The following is a 14,510-nucleotide window of genomic DNA, read 5'->3' on the forward strand; positions in this document are numbered from 1 at the left end:
ATGATTCGAACTCTATGTTATATATTTTTAACATGGAGTCAATAATCAGTGACATGCTTGGCCTTTGCCGCTTTCGCGTATGCGCTTTAGCCGCTAAGCCCCCGCGCCATGTCTACACTCCCCAAAACGCTCACCCTCGACACCTCAACGAGCCGCGCCAATCCGACGCCGCAGCCGATGAAGCGCTTAACGGTGCCGCGTATCCGTCAGCGCAAGGGCGGCGAGCCGCTTGTGATGCTCACCGCCTACACCGTCCGCATGGCGCAACTGCTCGATCCGCATTGCGACATGTTGCTCGTCGGCGATTCGCTCGCGCAGGTGATCTATGGTCTGCCGCATACCGTCGGCGTGACGATGGACATGATGGCGCTGCACGGCGCCGCGGTCGTCCGCGGCAGCTATCATGCCGCAGTGATCGTCGACATGCCCTTCGGTAGCTATGAAGGGAGCCCGCAGCAGGCCTTCGACAATGCCGCGCGGCTGCTCAAGGAAACCGGTGCGGCCGCTGTGAAGGTCGAGGGCGGCAAGGTGCTTGCGCCGACGATCGAATTCCTGACCCAGCGCGGCATCCCGGTGATGGGTCATGTCGGGCTGACCCCGCAGGCGGTCAACATTCTCGGCGGTTATGGCGTGCGCGGCAAGAGCGAGGAAGAGGCGCGCTCGATCGTCGAAGATGCCATTGCGGTCGCGCAGGCCGGTGCGTTTTCGATCGTCATCGAAGGCGTGCTCGAATCGATTGCAATCGAGATCACGAACAAGGTCGATTGCCCGACGATCGGCATCGGTGCCTCGGCACAGTGCGACGGCCAGGTGCTCGTCACCGACGACATGCTCGGCATGTTCGAACGTGTCCCCAAATTCGTGAAGCGCTTCGGGAATATGGCGGGCGTCGTGGAAGCCGCGGTGAAGGACTATGCCGACGAAGTCAGGTCCCGTTCATTCCCGACCGAGGATCAGACCTACGCCGGTTGATGGCTCAGCGATCCACCAAAGTGAAACGCTTGGCCTTTTTCGGTGCTGTCGCTAAGGAAGCGACCGGCGGGACGAATGCCCAGAGCCATGACGAGTATATGGAGGTTTGATTGGCCCTGAGCCCGACGAATGATGCCGCGCTGTTGCAGGAAGTCGACGAAGCCGTCCGCAAGGACCGGCTCGACACGATCATGCAGCGCTACGGCCGCTGGATCATCGGCGGCGTGCTCGCCGCTTTGCTCGCGTTCGGCGGCTATCTCTTCTGGAGCCATCGTCAGGATGCCGCGCGCGGCGAACAGGCCGAAGAACTGATTGCGGCGTTCGAAAAGCTCAGCACCAACCAGCCGCGCGCCGCGACCGCCGAACTGGAGAAGCTCGTTGCCGAAGGCGATCCCGCCTATCGCGCCGTCGCGCAAATGCAGGAAGCGAATATCAAGGCGCAGACCGGCGACCTGAAAGCCGCCGCTGCGTTGATGGCGAAAGTCGCTGCCGACACGAAGCTCGACCAGGCGCTGCGCGACCTTGCGCTGATCCGCCAGACGGCGTTTGAATATGACACGCTGAAGCCCGAGGTGGTGATCGCGCGAATGAAGCCGATGGTCGACGCAAAGGATCCGGCGTCGAGCTGGTTCGCGAGCGCCGCCGAACTTTCGGCGACCGCGCATTATCAGTTGGGGCAGTTCGATCAGGCGGGCGCGCTTTACGGACGCATCGCCAAATTGCCCGACGTCTCCAAATCGCTGCAATCGCGCTCGGTGCAGATGGCGGGTATGCTCGGCGTCGACGCGGTCGCAGATCGCGCGAACGAAAGCGCCGAAAAGGACCAGAAAGGCAATGCTGCGCCGAAGGCAGCGGCAGCCGCAAAGACTGAGAAAGCCAATTAATATGCGGAAAGCGCGTTACGGAATTTATGCGGCGCTGCTGGCGCTGCCGCTCACGGCATGTGGGGTGCTCAAGGGCGACGGCGGACCGAAGACCCCGACGGTGGGTGACCGCGTGTCGATCCTGTCGAACGACAACAGCGTCAAGGTCGATCCCGCCACCGCATCGATCGCGGTCGTGCTTCCCGAACCGGCGGTCAACGCCAATTGGGCGCAGTCGGGCGGCAACGCTTCGAAATCGATGGGTCATCCGGCGCTCGCCGCCACGCGAACCAAGCTGTGGGAAACCAGCATCGCGGGCAACACGAACAAACAGCGGATCGCGGCCTCGCCCGTGATTGCCGACAACCGGCTGTTCGTCGTCGATACCGATGCTGTCGTCACCGCTTTCGCCGCCGATACGGGCGCGAAATTGTGGAGCGCCGCGATCGGCAGCACGGGCAAGGATTTCAAGGCATCGCTGTTCGGCGGTGGTGCCGGGGTCGACGGCAATGTGGTTTATGCCACGAGCGGCGTCGGCGATGTCGCGGCGCTGAACGTTGCGGACGGCTCGGTGATCTGGAAGGTAAAGCCTTCGGGGCCCCTGCGCGGCGCGCCGACGATCGCCTTTGGCGGGGTCTATGTGATCAGCCAGGACAATCAGATTTTTGCCCTCAACGCCGCCGATGGCGCGGTGCAGTGGCAGGCGACCGCATCGATGGAGCCGGGCAGCGTGTTTGGCGCCGCGTCGCCCGCAGCCGGGCAGGGGACGATCGTCGCTGGCTTCTCGTCGGGTGAAGTGCAGGCCTATCGTTACGAAAACGGCCGCGACCTGTGGGAAGATGCGCTTGCGCGCACGTCGATGGCGCTGTCGGTTTCGACGCTCACCGACGTCGATGCCGATCCGGTCGTCGACCGTGGCCGCGTCTTCGCGCTCGGTCAGGGCGGCCGCATGGCGAGCTATGAACTCGTCACGGGCCAGCGTAGCTGGGAAATCTCGATCGCCGGCATTTCGACGCCCTATGTCGTTGGCGAGTGGGTCTATGCCATGACCGACGATGCCAAGCTTCTGTGCGTCGCTCGCACCAGCGGCAAGGTACGTTGGATGCAGCAGCTCGCGCGTTTCCGCGTTGAAACCGAAAAGAAGAAGAAGGACCCGATCCGCTGGACCGGCCCGATTCTTGCGGGCGGCCGTTTGATCGCGGTGAACAGCGAAGGCACGTTGTCCGAATTCTCGCCGACCGACGGATCGCTGCTGGGATCGACCGAATTCAAATCGTCGCTGTCGCAGCCGCCGGTGGTTGCGAATAATATTTTGTACGTCCTCGCGGACGATGGAAAGCTCACGGCCTGGCGCTGATACAGCGTCCGGGCCGGGGTGGCCCGGATAGGATAGGAACCAAGCCATGTCGCGATTCGCGACGATCGCCATTGTCGGCCGCCCCAATGTCGGCAAATCGACGCTGTTCAACCGGCTGGTCGGCAAGCGCCTTGCGCTCGTCGACGACCAGCCCGGAGTCACGCGCGACCGGCGCGAGGGCGACGGTGAACTGCTCGGCCTGAAGTTCACCATCGTCGATACCGCCGGTTTCGAGGATTATGACGCGGCGACGCTGCCCGGCCGGATGCGCGTGCAGACCGAAAAGGCGGTGCGCGAGGCCGATGCGGCGCTGTTCATGATCGACGGCCGTGCGGGCGTAACTCCGCTCGACGAGGAAATCGCGCGCTGGCTGCGCAGCGAGGACACGCCGATCATTCTCCTCGTCAACAAGGCTGAGGGGAAGCAGGGCGAAAACGGCCTGATGGAGAGCTATTCGCTCGGCTTCGACAATCCGATCGCGCTCAGCGCCGAGCATGGCGAGGGGGTCGTCGACCTGTTCGATGCGCTGCGTCCGATCATCGAGGCTTATGACGCGGCTGAAGCCGAAGCCTTTCCGCCGCCGGTGGAAGGCGAAGAGGATGAGGACGCGCCGCTCGGACCGATGAAGCTGGCGATCGTCGGCCGTCCGAACGCGGGCAAATCGACGCTGATCAACCGCATGATCGGCGAGGATCGCTTGATCACCGGGCCCGAGGCGGGGATCACGCGCGATTCGATCCGCGTCGACTGGCAATGGGAAAATGACGGCGAGGTCCACGAAATCCAGCTTTTCGACACCGCGGGCATGCGCAAGCGCGCCAAGGTCGTCGACAAGCTCGAAAAGCTCTCGGTCGCCGATGCGCTCCACGCGGTCGATTTCGCCGAGGTCGTGGTGCTGCTGCTCGATGCCACGAAGGGCCTCGAGGCGCAGGATCTGCGCATCGCCGACAAGGTGCTGCAGGAAGGGCGGGCGCTGATCGTCGCGCTCAACAAATGGGATATCGCCGAAGATCCCTCGGCACTGTTCAACGGCGTTCGGAACGCGCTTGACGACGGGCTCAGCCAGGTGAAGGGCGTTCCCGTGCTCAGCATCTCAGGCGCGACGGGCAAGGGGATTGATACGCTGGTCCGTGTCGCTTTCGAACAGCGCGATATCTGGACCAACCGTGTTTCGACCGCGCGGCTCAATCGCTGGTTCGAAGGGGCGGTCGAGAATAATCCGCCACCGGCGCCGGGCGGCAAGCGTATCAAGCTGCGTTACATCACGCAGGCGCGCACGCGGCCGCCGACCTTCGTCGTCTTCGGGTCGCGTACCGACAGTTTGCCGGGAAGTTATGAACGCTATCTGGTCAACGGGATGCGCAAGGAACTGGGGTTCCAGGGCGTGCCGGTACGCCTCAATTTCCGCAATTCGCGCAATCCCTATGACGAATGACCGGACCTGACGCATTGGGGACGCGCGTCGTCGATGCGCGCGGGATGCGCTGCCCCTGGCCGGCGCTCAGGCTGGCGCGGGCGCTGCGCGAGACGGCCGATGTCCTGCTGCTCGCCGACGATCCGCAGGCGGCGCGCGAGGTCGCAGCACTGGCAGGCGAGCATGGCTGGTCGGTCGAAGATACCGTGTCCCCTTCGGGTGACGCAGGCTGGCGAGTCCGGCGCTGATCCAAAATGGGGCGCCTTTCGTCATCCGGGCGCGGGTATTGTAACGTCTTTTTTACCGAAGCTGGGGCATGGATCGGCCGGGACCACGACCGAATTTGAATACCAAGGGACGGAACATTGGACGAAATCCTGGTCGATTGGGATGAATTTCGCGCGACGCGCACCCAGTTGGGCGCGGCGTTTGTAAGGATTCTCGGCTATTTTCGCGAAGACGGCATCAAATCGGTTGCCGCGATCGAAGAGGCGATGCGCGCGCGCGACGCGGGCGGCCTTGTCATGCCCGCGCACACGCTGAAAAGCGAAGCGCGTCAGTTCGGCGGCGAAAGGCTCGGCGCGCTCGCCGAGGATATCGAGGTTTTCGCGCGGCACTGTGTCGAGAGCCAGATCAGTCCTGAGGAATATCTGCCGCGCGTCGTCGCGCTTCGTCCGATGTTTGAGGAAACGCTCGGCGCGCTTGAACGCGAGGCCAATCCGCTCGTCCAGCGTCGCCCGTCGGGCTTCGATCGCGCCATCGGCTATTGAGCCGCAGTTTTTCGCATCGGTTGCACCTGCCAGCGCGACAGGCTGCGCCATAACCATTCGAGTGGTCCATAGTGGAAGCGCGCGAGCCACGGCTTTGACCAGAACAGCATCGCGGCCCACATTCCGAAACAGAAGAGATAGAGCGCGGTCCGGCCAATGCTCCCGAACAAGCCCAGCCCATAGCCATAGAAGATCGTCGTCATGACGATCGATGTCGTGAGATAGTTGGTGAAGGCCATGCGTCCGGTCGCGGCAAGTCGCATACGGATCGCGTCGTTGGCTTTCACCTTGATCAGCCACATGATGAGTGCGGCCCAGCCGATCGTCATCACAATATCGAATGGCGTCGACAGCGACAGCGTCGCGCCGAAAGTCGACACCGCGCTGAACCCGCTCGCGATCTGGTAACAGGCGAGTGCAATTAGCGGCGGTACGCCGATCAGGAAGCAGCGCAGCGCCCATTTGCGATACCGGGCGGGCTCCCAGTCGCCGGTCAGCATGCGCGACTTGAACAACGCCATGCCCAGCAGCATCAGGCCCATCGTCTCCCACAGGAACATCATTACCGCGACGAAGGGCTCGGTCAGCGTCTCGCCGGTACGATGCGCGACGATGCTGGCGTAACTGCCGAGATAGATTGCCATTTCCTTGGCATAACTCGCCGCGCCGGGGCCCATCTCGGCATCCATTTCGGCAAGGCCCTTGCGCATCTCGCCCATCATGTCGGCCGGCAGCTTACCTGCTTCGGCCAGCGCCATCACGGCCCATCCCGATCCGAGAAAACCGATGCCGATGACGAAAAAGACGATCGCCCAGATCGTCAGCGCCTTCACCGAAAGATTGCGGAACGCGAAAAGGAGCAAGCCGCACATCGCGTACAGGAACAATATGTCACCGAACCAGATAAGGTAGAAATGGGCGAGGCCGAAGAGAGCCAGCCAGAACATCCGGGAATAATGGACGCTCGCGGCGCTGCGCCCGGCGCTGTCCGCGCTCTCGATGACGAGCAAGGTGCTCGCGCCGAAAAGCATCGAGAACATTCCGCGCATCTTGGAATCAATCAGTACAAAGTTGAAGAACCAGGTGCCAAGATCGATCGAGCCGACCGGTCCCCCCGCCATCGGGTTGGAATAGGCCGCAAAGGGCAGGGCAAAGGCGGCAATATTCATTGCCAATATGCCCATAACCGCCACGCCGCGGATCGCGTCGAGGCTTTCGTAACGTGTCGATGCCATGGCCATGCCCGCTGCCCCCTTCGGTGGATGGCAAGGCGTATCGCGCGCCGTAAAACGCGTCGAGGAGTTTCGGCATTCAGCGACTATTGACATCTATGTCAGTAATGCTATTTGCACAGCATCACCTGATTCGAACGAGAATAGTCATGACCCCCACGATCTTCTCCCACCCCGATCGCATTCCCGCGAAGTTCCGCCCGTTCAAGGCGTTCGCGCACTTCCGCAAGCTCATCAAGGACAAGGAAGACACCGAACAGGTGTTCCACATCTTTGAAAATCTGCCGCGCAAGGGCTTCATGGACGACGCGCGCGCCTTCGTCGAAAGCGATTTTGGCAAGCAGCTCATGGAGCGCGAACCCTATCTCCCCGACCTGCTCGACGATCATAGCTGGATCGATGCTTTGCCCGAAGGCACCGTCGGCCACGCCTATGTCACCTTCATGCGCCGTGAAGGCCTGTCGGCGGCGGGGCTTGTCGCCGAGAGCGAGAAGATGGGCCGCCCGCAATATGACGACCAAGTGCAATGGTATTCGAACCGCCTGCGCGACACACACGACCTGTTCCACATTCTGACCGGCTATGGCCGCGATGCGCTGGGCGAACAGTGCGTGCTCGGTTTCACCTATGGCCAGACGGGCAATTACGGCAATGCCTTCATCGCCTATGCCGGCGGCTATGAAGTGAAGCGCGGCGTCAAGAGCGACGCGCCGGTGATGGGCGCGATCCGCCAGGGCCAGCGCCACGGCAAAGCGTCGAAAGCAATCATCGAGCAGGACATCCGCTCGCTGCTTGCCGAACCGCTCGACGCCGCGCGTGCGCGCCTCGGCATCGGCGAGCCGACGCTTTATCAGGAAGCGCACCGCGCTTACCGCAACCGCGGCATCGATCCGTACAATTTCCTTGCGGCAAAGGCTGCAATGGCCTGAACTGCGCCCCGGCGAAAGCCGGGGACCCCGCTAATCCAGCTTTGCGATCAGTGCCTGCGCGGCCGCGGGGTTGCGGACCTTCGCGCCGGATATGAAGAAAATATAGGCATCGCGGCCGTCGGCCGCCCAATCCTTGGCGCGCTTCGCCCAATGATCGAGCGCCTGGGCGTCATAGCCGGTTTCGACATCCTCCTCGCTGCGCTGGAGCCGCGCATAGGTGAAGTCCGCCGTCTGCTCATCGATGCACGGGAATTCGTCGCTGTCGGCGTAGACGGCCGCCATGTTGCGGTCGCGGAGCATGTCGACGAACTTCGGGTCGCGGAAGCTTTCGTCGCGGACCTCGATCGCATGACGTAGCTTTAGGCCATCCTGACTGTCGGGCAGCAAGTCTAGGAAGCCTGCGAAATCGTCGCGGTCGAACTTCTTCGTTGCCATGAACTGCCAGTGGATCGGGCCGAGCCGGTCGCCGAGCCGCGTCAGGCCCTGCGTCAGGAACTTCTCGATAGAGGCGGCGCCTTCCGCCAGCACCTTACGGTTTGTCGTGAAACGCGACGCCTTGACGCTGAATTTGAAGCCGTCGGGGACCGATGCGGCCCAATTGGCAAAGGTCTCAGGCTTCTGGCTGCCATAGTAGGTGCCGTTGATCTCGATGCCGGTCAGGTGCTGGCCGGCATATTCGAGCTCTCGCTTGTGCGCGAGCCCGGCGGGGTAGAAGGGGCCGCGCCACGGTTCGAAGGTCCAGCCCCCGACGCCGACATAGATGCTCATATGCGCGTGACCTCCGTGCCAAATCATTTTTCGTCATTGCGAGCGTAGCGAAGCAATCCAGAGCAGGCGTACACCGCTCTGGATTGCTTCGCTACGCTCGCAATGACGGATGAGGCAAACGCCGAGCTAATTAGGCGAGCGCCGCGTCGGCTCCCATCAAATTCGGGAAGAAACCCTCATGCGCCTCGCGGAGTTCAGCGAGAGTCACCTGATGGTCGCTGCCTTCGAGTTCGAAGACGATGCGGTCCTTGATCGTGCGGCCGACGGGATCGACCGGTACGTCGGCACGGCCGGCGGCGTCGAGGAAGTCGGCGAGGCAGGTGTCGCAGACGGTGACGAGGTACAGGCCCTGATCCTCGCCGAAGAAGCTTTCAGCGACACCGAAGGGCTGTTCTTCGCTGACCAGCACGCCGATGTTCGACTTCAATGCCATTTCGGCCAGCGTCACCGCCATGCCGCCGTCGGATACATCGTGGCAGGCCGTGATCCAGCCGGCGTTGATCGCGCCGCGAATGAAGTCACCGGTGCGTTTTTCGGCGCGGAGGTCGACCGGCGGCGGCGGGCCTTCCTCGCGGCCGAGAATTTCGCGGAGCCACACCGACTGGCCTAGATGACCGGCGCGTTCGCCGACCGCGAGCACGATGTCGCCGGTGCGCTTGAAGCCGATGCCGACCGCGCGGTTCAGATCCTCGATCACGCCGACGCCGCCGATCGCGGGGGTCGGAAGGATCGCGCTGCCGCCGCCGGTTGCCTTGCTCTCGTTATAGAGACTGACGTTGCCCGAGACGATCGGATAGTCGAGCGCACGGCAGGCCTGTGCCATGCCGTCGAGGCAGCCGGTGATCTGCCCCATGATTTCGGGGCGCTGCGGATTGGCAAAGTTCAGGCAATTGGTGATCGCGAGCGGGGTCGCGCCGACCGCGGTTATGTTGCGCCAGGTCTCAGCGACCGCCTGCTTGCCGCCCTCGACCGGGTCGGCATAGCAATAGCGCGGGGTGCAGTCGGTCGACATGGCGAGCGCGCGGCTCGTGCCGTGGATGCGGACGAGCGCGGCGTCACCGCCGGTCTGCAGCGTGTCGGCGCCGACCTGGCTGTCATATTGTTCGTAAATCCAGCGGCGACTGGCGATGTCGGGGGTGCCCATCAGCGTCTTGAGGTCGGCGGCGACATCCTTCGTCTCGGGGACGTTGGTGAGTTCGCCCTGCTTCGGCGTTGGAACATGTGGGCGGTCATAGAGCGGCGCGTCGTCGGCGAGCGGCGCGAGCGGAATGTCGCACACGATCTCGCCATGATGTTCGAGCACCATGCGGCCGGTGTCGGTGACGGTGCCGATGACCGCAAAGTCGAGCTCCCATTTGTGGAAGATCGCGGCGGCGAAATCCTCGCGGCCGGGCTTCAGCACCATCAGCATGCGTTCCTGGCTTTCAGACAGCATCATCTCATACGCCGTCATGCCGGTTTCGCGCTGCGGCACGTCGTCCATTTTTAGGTGGAGGCCGACGCCGCCCTTCGATGCCATTTCGACCGACGACGAGGTGAGGCCCGCGGCGCCCATATCCTGAATCGCGACGATTGCGTCCGACGCCATCAGTTCGAGGCAAGCCTCGATCAGCAATTTTTCGGTGAAGGGGTCGCCGACCTGAACCGTCGGGCGCTTTTCTTCGGCATCCTCGCCAAAGTCGGCCGAGGCCATCGTCGCGCCGTGGATGCCGTCGCGGCCGGTCTTCGATCCGACATAGACGATCGGATTGCCGACGCCGCTGGCGGCCGAATAAAAAATCTTGTCCTGCTCGGCGACGCCGACGGTCATCGCATTGACGAGGATATTGCCGTCATAGGCCTTGTGGAAATTGACTTCGCCGCCGACCGTCGGGACGCCGACGCAATTGCCATAACCGCCGATGCCATGGACGACGCCCGAGATGAGGTGCTTCATCTTCGGATGGTCGGGGCGGCCGAAGCGCAGCGCGTTGAGGTTCGCGACGGGGCGCGCGCCCATCGTAAATACGTCGCGCAAGATGCCGCCAACCCCGGTCGCCGCGCCCTGATAGGGTTCGATGTACGACGGGTGGTTGTGGCTCTCCATCTTGAAGATGGCGGCGAGCTTCTTGCCGTCCGGCCCTTCGCCGATATCGATGACGCCGGCATTTTCGCCGGGGCCGCAGATCACCCATGGGGCCTCCGTCGGCAGTTTCTTCAAATGGAGGCGCGAGCTTTTATAACTGCAATGCTCCGACCACATGACCGAGAAGATGCCGAGTTCGACGAGGTTGGGCTCACGCCCGATCGCGTTCAGGACGCGATCATATTCCTCGGGCGAAAGCCCATGCTCGGCGACGATTTCGGGGGTGATGGTGGGCGCTTGCTGAGTCATGGCGCGCCTTTAGCCGCACAGGCGCAAAACGAACAGACCCCATGATGCGAAAACATCATGGGGTCTGCGGTCGGAGAGACGTTTTAGCGAGAAGCGAGAGTGGCCGTCTCGATCTTGAGCGGCTCGACGTCGCGCAGCGCGAAGCTGACCTGCTGCGAACCGACGGTGCCGCGAACGCGGTGCTGGCCGACGCGGAGCGTGAACGGCTTGCCGGTGCGTTCCTCGACACCGTTGATCACGCGCGTGTCGCCAACTTGCGTGACGGTATAGCTGTAGGTGCTGCCCTCATGCTCGAAACGGTTGGTCGGCGCGTCCTTCGCAAGAGCAACGGAAGGCGCCAGCGCGAGCAGGCCAAGGGCGGGGATAATGAATTTTTTCATGATGCAAGTCCTTGTCTAAAAACAAAACTTGCCTTCGAGCCCCTCTCTTCTTGTGCAGTGCAGCATGACGGGCTCACACCATGTGAGCAATTGCAAAAAACAGAACCGCGATTGCGCTAAGGCGAATGGCTTAGCGGGTAGCCGCGCGACGGTTCGCACCAGCCCACGCCGCAGTGCCCGCGAGTAGCGCATAGGCGAAAAGCATCGTCGCGGGGACGGCGAGCGAATAGGCTGGCTCTTTCGGGCCGAACCAGTCGACCGCCTGCGCAAAGGCAAGCAGCGCGGCAAGAACCCAGAGTCGGCGATTGCCACCCGGTGCCTCTGTTCGGCGCATATAATAGAGGAATGCCCCGCCGATCAGCAGGATCTCCAGCGGCATCGCGATCAGTGGATGATTCCACAGCCCGAGGCCGAGTTTGGGCGGCATGCCATAGAGTGTCAGGTCGGGAATATGGACGATGAGGTCGATGAACCAATGCGACACCACAACCAGTGCTGCGCCGATTGCCGCTTCCTTGCGTTTGGTCGCAAACCAGACCAGCACCCCGAAAATCTTGGCCCAGATCAACGCGCCCAGCAGGCTGTGCGTATAGGGCATATGATGCAGGTCCATCGGGTTCATCGCGGTGATGCCGGGAACGATCCGCATCGCCTCCACGCCCGGGATGAGCAGCGCGGCGAAACCGATGTCGACGAGCTGCGCCGCGACGAACAAGGTCCCGAGCCCCGCCGCCTTGGGGCGGGCCGCGGCGATCAGAGCCGGAGCGAAATGGCCGATGAACATGGCGCGACGCTATAGGGCGAAATCGCGACGTCAAGCTTGACCGACCGGGGGCGATGGGGCCAAAGCAGGGCCATGACGGATACCCCCGAAACCGCCGCCGCTGTCGACATCGCTTCTCTGTCATTCGAAGCGGCGATGGGCGAGCTTGAAACGATCGTGCGTCGGCTCGAGAGCGGGGACGTCAGTCTCGAGGAATCGGTGACGCTCTATGAACGCGGCCATGCGCTGCGCGGCCATTGCGAAGCGCGGCTTGCAGCGGCGCAGGCGCGGATCGAACAGGTCAGCCTGGGCGCCGATGGCCGGCCCACGGGAACCACTCCCTTCGGCGAAAGCTGATCCGGGGTGGCGCTCGACGACGACGAAGTTTCGCGCGGCCGGCAATTGCTGCTGTCCACCCAGGCCGAGGTCGCGGCCGGAACAGACAATCTCTTCGAACAGCTTCTCGCGGTACCGTCCGATCCGCGCAGGCCACTTTATGAAGCGATGCGGCATGCTGCGGTTGCGGGCGGCAAGCGGCTACGGCCCTTGCTGGTGCGTGCGGCGGGTGATCTGTTCCATGTTGACCGCTCGCTGACGCTGCGCGTCGGGGCGGCGGTGGAGGCGATGCACGTCTATTCGCTGATCCATGACGACCTGCCGTGCATGGACGATGACGATATGCGCCGCGGCAAGCCGACGGTGCACAAGGCCTTTGATGAAGCAACTGCGGTGCTCGCGGGCGATTCGCTTCATGCCCTCGCGTTCGAATGGCTGTGCGATCCGGTGACGAGCAGCGACCCGTTCGTGCGTAGCGAACTGTGCTGCGAACTTGCACGCGCCGCGGGCCCGGCTGGCATGGCGGGTGGGCAGATGATGGACCTTGCCGCCGAGACCTCGAATTTCGACTTGCCGACGGTGACGCGCCTGCAGCAACTGAAGACCGGGGCGCTGATCGCTTTTTCGGTCGAAGCCGGCGCGATACTTGCGCGGATTCCGCCCGACAGCCGCACTCCGCTGCGCGGTTATGCGCGTGATATCGGGCTCGCCTTTCAGATCGCCGACGACATCATGGATGTCGAGGGTGACGAGGCGCTGGCGGGCAAGGCGCTGCACAAGGACGACGCTGCGGGCAAGGCGACCTTCGTCACCCTGATGGGGATCGAGCGTGCGCGCGAACAGGCGACCGCGCTCGTCGAACAGGCGATTGCGCATCTGGCCGGCTTCGGCGAAGAAGCGACGCTGCTACGCGCGATCGCGCGCTATGTCGTGGAAAGGGACCGTTGATGCGGGTGGGGGTTTATCCGGGTACGTTCGATCCGATCACGCTCGGCCATATGGACATCATCCGCCGCGGTGCGAAGTTCGTCGACCGGCTGATCATCGGGGTGACGACCAACATCGCGAAATCGCCCTTGTTCGACGACGACGAACGGATCGCAATGGTAAAAGCCGAGGTTGCGGGAATCGATGGAGACATTGAGGTCGTCGGCTTCAATTCGCTGCTGATGGACTTCGCCGATGCCCAGGGCGCCTCGATCATCGTCCGCGGCATTCGCGGTGTCACCGATTTCGAATATGAGTATCAGCTGACGGGCATGAACCGCCAACTCAATGACCGTGTCGAAACCGTCTTTCTGATGGCCGACGTCAGTCTTCAGCCGATCGCATCGCGGCTGGTCAAGGAAATCGCGATCTTTGGCGGCGACATCCACAAATTCGTGACGCCCTCGGTACGCGATGCGGTCGTCGCTCGCATCGCCGAGCGGGGGCTCCTTCAGGGCGAGCGCTGACACCGATCATTGAGCGTTCAGCTTTTTCCCGCTAGGGCGCGCCATCAGGGCGCAAATTCAGTTTATTTTTCTAAAGGCCGATCCAGCATGACATCTTCCTTCCGCCCCTTGGTTCTTACGGCGATGGCGTTCGGTCTCTCGGTTGCGGCGATCGCACAGGATGCGCCGCCCGCGCCCGGCCCAAATCCTGAAGAAAGCCAGCCGGCGCCGCCGGTGGAAACCCCGGCTCCGCCGCCGCTCGACACCCCGGCTGCACCCGCGGCGACTGAAGCCGCGCCCGCGGTCCAGGCGCCCGCAGTGCCGACGATGACGCCCGACCAATATATCAACAACCCGGAATATATGCTGAACCTCGACCTTTCGACGGGCGGCCGGGTTGTGATCCAGCTCTTTCCCAATGTCGCGCCGAACCATGTCGATCGTATCAAGCAGCTTGCGCGCGCGGGCTTTTACGACGGGATCAAGTTCCACCGCGTGATCGACGGTTTTATGGCGCAGACGGGCGATCCGAGCGCGACCGGGCAGGGCGGCTCGCAGCTTCCCGACCTGAAAGCCGAGTTCAACGTGACCCCGCATCTGCGCGGTACGCTGTCGATGGCGCGCGCCGAGAATGAGGATAGCGCGAACAGCCAATTCTTCATCATGCTCCAGCCGCGCTTTTCGCTCGACCGCCGATACACGGCGTTCGGCCGTGTCATTTCGGGCATGCAATATATCGACGCGATCCATAAGGGCGAGCCGCCCGAGGTGATGTCGCGCATGGTGCAGGTTTCGGTCGCGGCCGATAACAAGCCGATGCCGCCGGCCTCGATGCTCACGGAAACGGTACCCGCGCCCGCTGCCGCGCCTGAAGTGACGCTCGACCAGCTCAACGCGCCGATCAAGCAGTAAGCGCGGG

16 protein-coding genes are annotated in these 14,510 nt (G+C 63.0%); 11 read left to right on the forward strand and 5 right to left on the reverse strand.

The annotated features are described in order from the left end of the window. Positions 1-108: 108 nt before the first annotated feature. The 6 genes from panB to SC1_RS03060 all read left to right on the forward strand — a co-directional run bounded on the left by panB (position 109) and on the right by SC1_RS03060 (position 5,376). Positions 109-972, forward strand: a complete 864-nt coding sequence (gene panB / locus SC1_RS03035; protein WP_062177388.1) for a 3-methyl-2-oxobutanoate hydroxymethyltransferase — start codon at positions 109-111, stop codon at positions 970-972. Positions 973-1,082: 110 nt separating this feature from the next. After that, positions 1,083-1,856 carry a tetratricopeptide repeat protein gene (locus SC1_RS03040; protein WP_062177391.1) on the forward strand — a complete coding sequence of 258 codons (774 nt, stop codon included), beginning with the start codon at positions 1,083-1,085 and terminating at the stop codon, positions 1,854-1,856. A 1-nt stretch (position 1,857) separates the two neighbouring features. Beyond that, complete coding sequence (locus SC1_RS03045) at positions 1,858-3,192, forward strand: PQQ-binding-like beta-propeller repeat protein (protein WP_062177394.1); 1,335 nt, start codon at positions 1,858-1,860, stop codon at positions 3,190-3,192. 46 nt (positions 3,193-3,238) lie between these two features. After that, the gene (gene der / locus SC1_RS03050) at positions 3,239-4,627 is read left to right on the forward strand and encodes a ribosome biogenesis GTPase Der (RefSeq protein ID WP_062177398.1); all 1,389 of its coding nucleotides are present in this window, start codon (positions 3,239-3,241) and stop codon (positions 4,625-4,627) included. Next, on the forward strand, positions 4,624-4,854 hold the full coding sequence (locus SC1_RS03055) for a sulfurtransferase TusA family protein (protein WP_062177401.1): 231 nt from the start codon (positions 4,624-4,626) through the stop codon (positions 4,852-4,854). Before der ends, SC1_RS03055 begins: the two co-directional genes overlap by 4 nt. 117 nt (positions 4,855-4,971) lie before the next feature. Beyond that, complete coding sequence (locus tag SC1_RS03060) at positions 4,972-5,376, forward strand: Hpt domain-containing protein (RefSeq protein ID WP_193749089.1); 405 nt, start codon at positions 4,972-4,974, stop codon at positions 5,374-5,376. On the opposite strand, the gene SC1_RS03065 is transcribed toward SC1_RS03060, so the two are convergent. Beyond that, positions 5,370-6,617 carry a DUF418 domain-containing protein gene (locus tag SC1_RS03065; protein ID WP_152682274.1) on the reverse strand — a complete coding sequence of 416 codons (1,248 nt, stop codon included), beginning with the start codon at positions 6,615-6,617 and terminating at the stop codon, positions 5,370-5,372. The genes SC1_RS03060 and SC1_RS03065 overlap by 7 nt on opposite strands. 140 nt (positions 6,618-6,757) lie before the next feature. Here SC1_RS03065 and SC1_RS03070 point away from each other — a divergent pair, with 140 nt between their 5' ends. After that, the gene (locus SC1_RS03070; protein ID WP_062177404.1) at positions 6,758-7,537 is read left to right on the forward strand and encodes a Coq4 family protein; all 780 of its coding nucleotides are present in this window, start codon (positions 6,758-6,760) and stop codon (positions 7,535-7,537) included. A 30-nt stretch (positions 7,538-7,567) separates the two neighbouring features. Here SC1_RS03070 and SC1_RS03075 read toward each other — a convergent pair whose 3' ends face one another. The 4 genes from SC1_RS03075 to SC1_RS03090 form a co-directional block, all read right to left on the reverse strand. Continuing rightward, positions 7,568-8,305, reverse strand: a complete 738-nt coding sequence (locus SC1_RS03075) for a DUF72 domain-containing protein (RefSeq protein WP_062177408.1) — start codon at positions 8,303-8,305, stop codon at positions 7,568-7,570. 130 nt (positions 8,306-8,435) lie between these two features. Continuing rightward, positions 8,436-10,679, reverse strand: coding sequence for a phosphoribosylformylglycinamidine synthase subunit PurL (purL, locus tag SC1_RS03080; RefSeq protein ID WP_062177411.1), 2,244 nt, complete (start codon positions 10,677-10,679; stop codon positions 8,436-8,438). Between the two features lie 83 nt (positions 10,680-10,762). Continuing rightward, positions 10,763-11,059 (reverse strand): hypothetical protein, encoded by a 297-nt coding sequence (locus SC1_RS03085; protein WP_062177415.1) that lies wholly within the window; start codon positions 11,057-11,059, stop codon positions 10,763-10,765. A 130-nt stretch (positions 11,060-11,189) separates the two neighbouring features. Beyond that, complete coding sequence (locus SC1_RS03090) at positions 11,190-11,843, reverse strand: hypothetical protein (protein WP_062177419.1); 654 nt, start codon at positions 11,841-11,843, stop codon at positions 11,190-11,192. A gap of 72 nt (positions 11,844-11,915) precedes the next feature. On the opposite strand from SC1_RS03090, the gene SC1_RS03095 reads away from it, so the two are divergent. From SC1_RS03095 to SC1_RS03110, 4 genes are all read left to right on the forward strand, one after another. Further along, positions 11,916-12,179 carry an exodeoxyribonuclease VII small subunit gene (locus SC1_RS03095; RefSeq protein WP_062177420.1) on the forward strand — a complete coding sequence of 88 codons (264 nt, stop codon included), beginning with the start codon at positions 11,916-11,918 and terminating at the stop codon, positions 12,177-12,179. 6 nt (positions 12,180-12,185) lie between these two features. Further along, positions 12,186-13,106 carry a polyprenyl synthetase family protein gene (locus SC1_RS03100; RefSeq protein ID WP_193749090.1) on the forward strand — a complete coding sequence of 307 codons (921 nt, stop codon included), beginning with the start codon at positions 12,186-12,188 and terminating at the stop codon, positions 13,104-13,106. Then, positions 13,106-13,612, forward strand: coding sequence for a pantetheine-phosphate adenylyltransferase (coaD, locus tag SC1_RS03105; RefSeq protein WP_062177423.1), 507 nt, complete (start codon positions 13,106-13,108; stop codon positions 13,610-13,612). The genes SC1_RS03100 and coaD overlap by 1 nt, the downstream gene beginning before the upstream one ends. Positions 13,613-13,699: 87 nt before the next feature. Continuing rightward, positions 13,700-14,503, forward strand: coding sequence for a peptidylprolyl isomerase (locus SC1_RS03110; RefSeq protein ID WP_062177426.1), 804 nt, complete (start codon positions 13,700-13,702; stop codon positions 14,501-14,503). The last annotated feature ends 7 nt before the right edge of the window (positions 14,504-14,510 follow it).

This window comes from Sphingopyxis sp. C-1 (genome assembly GCF_001047015.1).
Taxonomy (GTDB): domain Bacteria; phylum Pseudomonadota; class Alphaproteobacteria; order Sphingomonadales; family Sphingomonadaceae; genus Sphingopyxis.

Bases quoted from the DNA above. Each gene is read 5' to 3' on its own strand.
- SC1_RS03095 (WP_062177420.1), top strand. From the start codon at position 11,916: ATGACGGATACCCCCGAAACCGCCGCCGCTGTCGACATCGCTTCTCTG.
- SC1_RS03055 (WP_062177401.1), top strand. From the start codon at position 4,624: ATGACCGGACCTGACGCATTGGGGACGCGCGTCGTCGATGCGCGCGGG.
- SC1_RS03065 (WP_152682274.1), bottom strand. From the start codon at position 6,617: ATGGCCATGGCATCGACACGTTACGAAAGCCTCGACGCGATCCGCGGC.
- SC1_RS03070 (WP_062177404.1), top strand. From the start codon at position 6,758: ATGACCCCCACGATCTTCTCCCACCCCGATCGCATTCCCGCGAAGTTC.
- der (WP_062177398.1), top strand. From the start codon at position 3,239: ATGTCGCGATTCGCGACGATCGCCATTGTCGGCCGCCCCAATGTCGGC.
- SC1_RS03090 (WP_062177419.1), bottom strand. From the start codon at position 11,843: ATGTTCATCGGCCATTTCGCTCCGGCTCTGATCGCCGCGGCCCGCCCC.
- SC1_RS03045 (WP_062177394.1), top strand. From the start codon at position 1,858: ATGCGGAAAGCGCGTTACGGAATTTATGCGGCGCTGCTGGCGCTGCCG.
- SC1_RS03075 (WP_062177408.1), bottom strand. From the start codon at position 8,305: ATGAGCATCTATGTCGGCGTCGGGGGCTGGACCTTCGAACCGTGGCGC.
- coaD (WP_062177423.1), top strand. From the start codon at position 13,106: ATGCGGGTGGGGGTTTATCCGGGTACGTTCGATCCGATCACGCTCGGC.
- SC1_RS03085 (WP_062177415.1), bottom strand. From the start codon at position 11,059: ATGAAAAAATTCATTATCCCCGCCCTTGGCCTGCTCGCGCTGGCGCCT.
- panB (WP_062177388.1), top strand. From the start codon at position 109: ATGTCTACACTCCCCAAAACGCTCACCCTCGACACCTCAACGAGCCGC.
- purL (WP_062177411.1), bottom strand. From the start codon at position 10,679: ATGACTCAGCAAGCGCCCACCATCACCCCCGAAATCGTCGCCGAGCAT.
- SC1_RS03110 (WP_062177426.1), top strand. From the start codon at position 13,700: ATGACATCTTCCTTCCGCCCCTTGGTTCTTACGGCGATGGCGTTCGGT.